The sequence below is a fragment of the Shewanella sp. 4_MG-2023 genome, from assembly GCF_030548015.1.
Taxonomy (GTDB): domain Bacteria; phylum Pseudomonadota; class Gammaproteobacteria; order Enterobacterales; family Shewanellaceae; genus Shewanella.
The window spans coordinates 1-4,242 of record NZ_JAUORL010000063.1 but is presented as its reverse complement, the minus strand read 5'-3'; the positions used below and the strand labels follow the sequence as shown (position 1 = coordinate 4,242).

At 42.2% G+C, this 4,242-nt stretch carries 2 protein-coding genes; both read right to left on the bottom strand.

From position 1 onward, the window contains the following. Positions 1–128 precede the first annotated feature (128 nt). The gene (locus Q4546_RS18930; RefSeq protein WP_303446841.1) at positions 129–1,913 is read right to left on the bottom strand and encodes a M1 family metallopeptidase; all 1,785 of its coding nucleotides are present in this window, start codon (positions 1,911–1,913) and stop codon (positions 129–131) included. Positions 1,914–2,069: 156 nt separating this feature from the next. Then, complete coding sequence (locus Q4546_RS18925; protein ID WP_102440693.1) at positions 2,070–3,041, bottom strand: PstS family phosphate ABC transporter substrate-binding protein; 972 nt, start codon at positions 3,039–3,041, stop codon at positions 2,070–2,072. Positions 3,042–4,242: the final 1,201 nt, after the last annotated feature.

The window sequence follows — 4,242 nt, the reverse complement described above, 5'->3', positions numbered from 1 at the left end:
TCATCATCCCCCCATTTAGGGCATTGTTAATACGCTAGCGCATTATTAGCAAAACCCGCAAAGTAATACTTCTGGCAACCCATTGGGTTGCCATTTTTTTAGCCATTGTTAATCAATAGCGCCGAGCTTCAAAGCTGCTGCATCAGTGCATCAAGTTGTACTTGCAGTGAAGGATGATAACCTGCCCTTGCCTGCTGAAATATCGCTAAAGCCTGTTGCTCATACCCGGCAATTAATAACTCGTTATAAAGCGGCTTAACAAACTTTGCTCGGCCAATATGACCTAAAAAGGCTGCAACCTTTGGCAGCACTATCTCATAGTTATTGCGGATGGCTACACTGTACCAGTCGCAGGCAAGCTCAGCATTTTGTGAACCCGAGAAGCCAAACACGCTATCAAGATCGGTAAGTTGTAGCTGCGTGAGTTGCAGCGGTAGCTGTTTGATAAAATACTGCCAATGATGCACTCGCCAACCAGCCACATTCAATTTAGCCGCACTGTCGCCCAGCTTTAATTGCTGCAATGCCAAATCCACTTTATCTAAGCTTGTGGATGTCGGCCCAACAAACCATTGGGGTAATCCTTCACCGTATACCCAAGTCATCAACTCTGATTCACTGATGGCCTCGGGATACTGCACTAGCAAGGTTTGCTTGGCATATTCAATGAAGGTTTCTGTGGTAATAGCTTGAAACTTAAAATGCTGCACATAATCAAATAAGAATTGATCAAAGGCTTTACGGCCTAAGCGCGCCTCAAGTTCATGGACAAACATTGATGCCTTGTCATAGGTAAAACGATTAAAAGAGTCATTAGCATCTTGTTGCTGCACATTCGCTGGCAGTGTTTGCGCGGCTAATGGCATTGAGGTCATTTCTTCTTTAAGGCGGCCAAACTCAATCACCCATTCAAGCTCCGCTTGCTCTTTGCCATATATTTTCTCCACTAAACGATTGGTAAAGTAAGTGGTAAAGCCTTCATTGAGCCATAAGTCTCGCCAAGTGGCATTACTGACTAAGTTCCCCGTCCATGAGTGAGCTAACTCATGGGCTACAGTAGACACTAAGCTTTTATCGCCTGCTATCAAGGTCGGTGTAATAAAGGCAAGCCGTGGGTTTTCCATGCCACCAAACGGAAAACTTGGCGGCAACACTATCATGTCATAACGACCCCAAGGATATGGGCCTAATAAAGACTCTGCAGCCAATATCATCTCTTCGGTATCTTCAAACTCTGCTAATGCGCTGGCCAACATGGCAGGTTCGGTATAAATACCGCAGCGTTCACTTATCGCCCCGTAAGCTAAATCCCCTACTGCCAGCGCTAATAAATGGGTCGGAATGGGCTTTTCCATCTCAAACTGAAATACACCATCTGTTGGCATCACATCGCTATTAGCAGCGCTCATCACGGCTCTTAAACCATTATTGACTGTCACTGTTGCTGTGAACGTAATACGGGCTTTAGGCGTGTCTTGCAAAGGGATCCAACTGCGGGCATTAACGGGTTGCGATTGACTGAATAAATAAGGAGATTGTTTACCTAAGGTTTGTTCTGGCGTGAGCCATTGCAAGCCTTGTGAATTCGGTGAGGTGCGGTATTGAATCACAACTTCATCAATTACCTTACCGATGTTGATAACGATTTTATCCCCTTGCAGAGTATCAATATGCTCAACGGCATAGTCAACGGCATTGCCTTGGATATCACTGATGGTATCAATATTAAGATCTCGACCATCAAGCACGAGTTGATCACAAGTTTGCAAGCGCTTGAACTGTAATATCACTTGGCCAGTCAATTGTTGTAACTCGAAATCGACAGCGAGTGTCAGCTGCATATTATGTACTTTAATTTCATCAGTATTGGCTACTGAATGATAGTCACGATTATTATCCCAAAGCGTTGTCAATTTGATACCTATTCACCAACAGTATGATGTGCAACAGAATATACCAATGCGCGCTTTTCATCGACAAGTTAGATTAAATTCATATTTATCACAGGTATAAAAAAAGCCTCAACTATATTCATAATTGAGGCTCTAATCATTTGTTAGGCGGTAAGCTTAAAGCTTGATACCTGCTTTTTGTAAATCTTTTGCAACGACACTGCGAGGTAGTGGAACATAGCCGTCTTTTTCAACAATTTGCTGACCCTGCAGCGATAACACGTAACGGATGAACTCACGATCCATTGGTGATAAGTCATTGTTAGGGTGCTTGTTGATGTAAACGTATAAGTAACGTGATAATGGGTAAGTCCCATTCGCTGCATTACCTGCAGTTGCTGCGATGTATTTAGTGCCTTTCTTTGAAAGCGCTACCGCTTTAACACCTGCAGTTTTGTAACCGATACCAGAATATCCGATAGCGTTAAGGCCTTGAGATACTGATTGCACTACTGAAGCAGAACCTGGTTGCTCGTTTACGTTTGGTCTAAAGTCACCTTTACAAAGTGCTTTCTTTTTGAAGTAACCGTAAGTACCTGAAACTGAGTTACGGCCATATAATTGCACGTCTTTCTTAGCCCAGTTACCTTCAAGACCAACATCGCCCCAACGCGTTACATCATCACCGCCACACTTTTTAGTTGATGAGAAGATTGAATCGATTTGCTCGATGCTTAGCCCTTCAATTGGGTTATCTTTATGCACAAATACCGCTAATGCATCAATGGCCACACGAATAGCTGTCGGCGCGTAACCGTAATGCTTTTCAAATGCTTCAATTTCGTTTGGCTTCATTTGACGGCTCATTGGGCCGAACTGAGAAGTACCTTCAGTTAATGCTGGTGGCGCAGTAGAAGAACCGGCAGCTTGAATTTGGATATTTACGTTAGGGTAAATGTGTTTAAAATCTTCAGCCCATAAGGTCATCATGTTGGCTAATGTATCTGAACCCACTGATGACAAGTTACCTGAAACACCACTGGTTTTTTCGTACACAGGTAATGTTTTATCAATGGCTGCCATAGATGTAGCTGAAAATACACCAGCTGCAGAAAAGGCGATAGCGCCAACTAGCTGTTTAAGTTTCATTTTTGTGCTCCGGTATTATAAGCGTTGTTATTTAAGACAGGCTCAGTATCAATGACGATGATGACAAGTCTATGACGCTAATGTGACAGCAGTATGACAATTAACACTTTTAACAATCACACCAAACACGTTCCAAAGCTAATTAATGGCAACCTTAAGCAGTTAAAAATCATGGTATTAGCTGAAAATCAGTTTATTTAAATTGCTTAATACAGCTAATTTTGACTATGAGTTATTTATTAAGCCTGCAGTTTTTACCTAACAAGTTAGGCTTTGTTGCAATAAAGACCTGCAAATAGTTTACAGACGCATCCGCAAGACCTTATAAAACCCGCTTTATGTAAGTTATTTGATACTGACCATTTTAAAGAAGCATTATTGTGGCTTAAAGAATCGGTTATTATGAACAATTCAAAGTCGTGATACCTAGTCCGCACCCAAATTAGACTGTTGATGCCTTTTTTGTATTTCCAAACTCCGTTTGGATTAACGTCGTGGGTTTTCCACCCACACCCAACCAAAAGGGTATCAACAGCATTACCCTCCATACTCTTTATTAATGAATTAGGCCCCGCCGCCCCTAACGAAAAATGCTGAAAAGCGCATGATTTTCGATGGGGATTTATCCAGCTTTTAACTTCGTTTGTTGCTAACTTCGGCCCCTGTTTATTATAAAGAGTGAAAATGCTAACGCTTCCGATGGTGAGTCTGAAGTAAATGGATTTACAAATGTCACGGTGGCATGGATGCTAAGGAGTGATCCTGCACCTCGAAAGCTATGCTCACATCCATGTGAGCATCACGCTATTTTCTTCAACGTCCTCAATTCAAATTGAGTTTTAGTCTTTTACTTTCTTAGATTTATAGATTGTCTAGCTTTTGATATTTGGCTTTTACTTGTTGCAATATAAAAAGCTAAATCGAAGAGATGAAAATTCCGGTGTAAGCGCGGCTGTGACCGTCCATGACAAGGACGTCATGGCCGAGCTTTCAGGGACGAACTTGCAGCGTGTCACAGTCGTGCTTGCACATAAGCCTGCGGCAGGCAATTGGTTAGATTGAAGTGATGGCCTGCTGTTACTGATCTAATATAAATGAAGTTTAAAGCTGGTGCTGGTAACTCGTTTATGCCCCTTTTCGTTTTACATGATCTATCCGCGACCCACTTACAATGTGTCAGTTGACCAAATTTTATTAATGA

Excerpts from the sequence above, each read along its gene's own strand:
- Q4546_RS18925 (WP_102440693.1), bottom strand. The coding sequence starts at position 3,041 with ATGAAACTTAAACAGCTAGTTGGCGCTATCGCCTTTTCTGCAGCTGGT.